General features: G+C 62.2%; 5 protein-coding genes. 4 read left to right on the plus strand and 1 reads right to left on the minus strand.

All coding sequences use genetic code 11. The annotated features are described in order from the left end of the window. The 3 genes from VMR39_RS00510 to VMR39_RS00520 form a co-directional block, all read left to right on the plus strand. Positions 1-244: FAD-binding protein (locus VMR39_RS00510; RefSeq protein ID WP_325413313.1), on the plus strand; the 244-nt coding region annotated here is incomplete at its 5' end. A gap of 28 nt (positions 245-272) precedes the next feature. Continuing rightward, positions 273-1,058, plus strand: a complete 786-nt coding sequence (locus VMR39_RS00515; protein WP_325413314.1) for a hypothetical protein — start codon at positions 273-275, stop codon at positions 1,056-1,058. Between the two features lie 81 nt (positions 1,059-1,139). Further along, positions 1,140-1,742 carry a phosphotransferase gene (locus VMR39_RS00520; protein ID WP_325413319.1) on the plus strand — a complete coding sequence of 201 codons (603 nt, stop codon included), beginning with the start codon at positions 1,140-1,142 and terminating at the stop codon, positions 1,740-1,742. Here the strand turns inward: VMR39_RS00520 and VMR39_RS00525 are convergent. Continuing rightward, positions 1,739-2,752 (minus strand): alcohol dehydrogenase catalytic domain-containing protein, encoded by a 1,014-nt coding sequence (locus VMR39_RS00525; RefSeq protein WP_325413315.1) that lies wholly within the window; start codon positions 2,750-2,752, stop codon positions 1,739-1,741. The genes VMR39_RS00520 and VMR39_RS00525 overlap by 4 nt on opposite strands. A gap of 82 nt (positions 2,753-2,834) precedes the next feature. On the opposite strand from VMR39_RS00525, the gene VMR39_RS00530 reads away from it, so the two are divergent. Then, on the plus strand, positions 2,835-3,737 hold a 903-nt coding region (locus VMR39_RS00530; RefSeq protein WP_325413317.1), incomplete at its 3' end, for a phosphotransferase.

Consider the following 3,737-nt stretch of genomic DNA (forward strand, 5'->3'; position numbering starts at 1 on the left):
CTTCGCCGTGGAGGTAAGGGCATCCGTGATAGGGCAGACCAGCGCAGGGCTGGACATCGATACCAAGGGGCGCGTGCGTGATCGCAACGGTATCGCGATTCCCGGCCTCTACGCGGCTGGCGAGATATTGGGCTGTGTGCAGGGCAATCGCTATTCCGGCGGCGGCATGGGGGTCGGCAACGCGCTGACCTTCGGCCGGCTGGTGGGAGAAGAGGCCGCCGTCGCGGTCCGTGCGAACGCCTGATGTGACGTCCCGGACCGGGAGAATATATATGTCGATTTCCGCGCGCCTGCTGCGCTCGCTCAACCGAACCGCTTCGATCATCTATGGTGAGGAGGTCGTCTATGCATCCAATGAGGAAGCAGTGGTCGCCTCGCTCAAGATATTGGAGACGCGGGAGAGTTTCCATGATCCCCTGTTCGCCGGATGGCGCGATAGGCTGGACGCGCAATTGGTTGGGCTGATCGATCGACTTTCCCTGTCCGACATGGCGCCGGATTTGTTCGACCGGGTCGGGGCCATCCGTGCAGCGCTGGCCGATGCGCCCAAGGACAAGGTCGGCCGCGAGGATATGCAGCGCGCCACGATGCGGGACTGGTCGCTGCTGGTGGAAAAGCTGGCATCCGACCCGCGCATTCCGGCGCAGGACCGGATGCGGATCGTCTTCGAAACATCCGATGCGGAATTGACGCGGATCGGGGAATTATGCGGCGACTTGCTGCCCGCCGCCGATGCGCAGGACAATGCGGTCACGGCGCCGCGCCTGCAAATCTATCTCGCCGACCGTTTTTATGACGAAAGCATTCGCGTCACGGACTTTCGTCCGTTGCCCGGCGGCTATGGCAAGGAAACGATCCTGTTCATGGTCGAGGGGCGGGCCCTATCCGGCGCTTTCGTCATGCGACGGGATCGCGACGAGCCGACCATGGACAATGACTGCCATCGCGTCCGGAAGGAATTTCCGGTCATTCGTGCCGCCTTCGATCATGGCTTTCCGGCCCCCGAGGCGCTGTGGGTCGATGAAGAGCATAAGCTTTTACCAGGTGGCGATTTCTAAATCATGACGCGCGCGCCGGGAACCAGCGGCGGCAATGTCCATGGCGCCGCGGGCAAGGTCGATTAGTCGCTGGTCGACCTGCTGGCGGGCAGCGTTGCGCGCCTGCACCAATTGCCGCCGATGCGAGAACTGGGCGATCTGACTGACGGGATCGCCACCCATCTGTGGGATCTGCCGGTCCAGGAAGTGACGCGCCGTTACATCCAGTCGATCAAGGATCTGTACCTGCGGGAAATGGCGATGCCGTCGCCGGCGGTGCTGGCGCTCTATGGCTGGCTGATGGACAATATTCCCGATCCACCTGGACGTCCTGTTCTGTTGCATGGCGATATTGGTTTTCATAACTTCATCGTGGATGATGGGCGGCTCAGCGCCGTGGTCGATTGGGAATTTTCCCATATCGGCGATCCGGCCGACGATGTCGGCTATGTGCGCAACACGGTCGGCAATTCGCTCGACTGGGATGATTTCATGGCGGCCTATCGCGCGGCCGGCGGTCCAGAACTGGACGAATCGCGCGTGCGCTTCTTCCAGATCTGGGGCCATGTGCGCAACCTGACGGCAAGCCAGCTGACGACCAACTGTTTCGAGACGGGGAAGCTGGACGAACTCAAGCTGGGCCATGTCGGCCATTCGATGATGGCCGGCTTCCTGCGGCCGATCCGCGACATGATGGCCGGTTAACCGGCCATCGGGTTCACCATGACCTTGGCGGGGTGCGATCCTGTGCGCATCGCGTCGAACCGGGCGGGCAGGTCGGTAAGGGATATGGTTTCCCCCACCAGCGCGCGCGGTTCGACGGCGCCGGCGTTCAGCGTTTCCACGCATTGCCGGAAATCGGCAAGGCCATAGGCGACGCTGAATTGCAGCGTGATATCCTTGAACATCGCAATGGCTGGCAAAATCTGGTCGGGTTGTATGCAGCCGCCCAGACTGACCACGGTGCCACCATTGCGGACGAGGGTGATGGATTGCTGGATCGCGCCGGCCGATCCCGCACCTTCGATCACCACGTCCGGCGTGCCGCCCAGCACTGTTTCCAATCGGGTCGGAAGGTCATCGCCCACGGTCAGGAAGCCGTCGGCACCCATGGCCGCCGCCAGCCCCTCATTGCGGTGTGACCGGGCGATCATCGCTACGCGGCCTGCACCCAGGCGCCGCGCCCAGAACGCCGCCGATGCGCCTATCGCGCCTGCACCCACTATCGCGACCCGTGTCTTGGCGTCCAGATTTCGGATGCGCCGCACGCCGCGAAGCGCAGACGCCAATGGTTCCACCAGCGCCCCGTCTTCGAAGCTCAGGCCATCGGGCAGGCGAATCGCCTTGCGTGCGTCGATCAGCGTATATTCGCCATAGCCGCCCGCCATCGATTGAAGCCCGATACAATGGAGCGGCATGTCCGCTCGGCAGGCCGGGCAGTCGCCGCAAGCCGACATGGGGAGCGCTGTGACGCGGTCGCCCACTTTCAGGGACGAGGCATGAGGGCCGATATCAACCACTTCGCCCGCATATTCATGGCCCAGCACCGTGCCGCACGGGATGTCGAAGGCGCTGCCGCTGGTCATATGCAGGTCCGACCCGCAAATGCCGCACCGGTGAACCCGGATCAGCGCCTGATAAGAGCCTGGTTGGGGAATAGGGCGATCCTCGATCGCCAGAGGCTGCCCCGCTTGGACGAAAATCGCTGCTTTCATGCTTCTTCCGCTCCTGTCTTTATAATATATGCTAGCATATCATAAACTAGCGTGCATATGGTGTGCTGACAAGGAGAGAGCCATGCCCGATATCATGACCGTTCCCCTGACCTATGCGGATGTCGATATTCCCTGGGTGACGGAGGCCCTGTGCAAAAGCTGGCCGGACGTCGAACTGGCCCGCGTCGAAAGGGGGCCGGTCTTCGGCTTCAAGCAGAACAAGTTTCGCATCACCGTCGATTATGCGGCGGGTGGTGAAGGTAAGCCCCGCAGTTTCATCGTCAAAGGTAATTTCCCCGGCGAGAATGATCCATCGACCGGTTCCGCCTGGGCGATGGCGAATGAATTGCGGTCCTTTCGCGACATCGTGCCGCTGATCGCCGCGCCGGCCGGACCGAGATGGCATCATATCGACGTGATGGACGATGCGTCGGCGATCATCATGGAAGATCTGACGCCCGAGGGCGCAACCTTCTTCGACGCCTATCGTACGCTCGATCTGGGGCAGGCGATGGCGTTTATGGATGCCTTTGCCCGCATGTATGCGAGCAGCTGGAACAGCGCAATGTTTGCCGAAGGCGGAGCGATGGGGCCGGGGACGCTGTCGCATGAGAATCGCCGGATGGTCAACGACGTCTATTTCCCGACCTTCTTCGCGCGGGAGAATTGGCAGGCCTATGTCGCATTGCCACGCGGGCGGGCATTGCCCAAACGGTTCCAGGATCTGGGCAGAGCGCAGGAGGCCTGGAACCGGCTCTGGGCGCTGCTGCCGCAGACCGCGATGGTGGTGATCCATGGCGATGAGCATCTTGGGAATCTCTATGTCACCGCGTCCGGCCAGCCCGGATTGATCGACTGGGTTGCGCGCCCCGAACATTGGCCGATCGGCCTGTCCTATTTCATGCTGTGCGCGCTGGACATTGCCGACCGGCGGACGTGGGAACGGGCCTTGCTGTCGCATTTTCTGGCCCGGTTGCGCGCCTAT

The organism is Sphingobium sp., from assembly GCF_035511395.1.
Classification (GTDB): domain Bacteria; phylum Pseudomonadota; class Alphaproteobacteria; order Sphingomonadales; family Sphingomonadaceae; genus Sphingobium.

What these genes read in the sequence shown, in the direction of transcription:
- VMR39_RS00515 (WP_325413314.1), top strand. Translation starts at nt 273, where the DNA reads ATGTCGATTTCCGCGCGCCTGCTGCGCTCGCTCAACCGAACCGCTTCG.
- VMR39_RS00525 (WP_325413315.1), bottom strand. Translation starts at nt 2,752, where the DNA reads ATGAAAGCAGCGATTTTCGTCCAAGCGGGGCAGCCTCTGGCGATCGAG.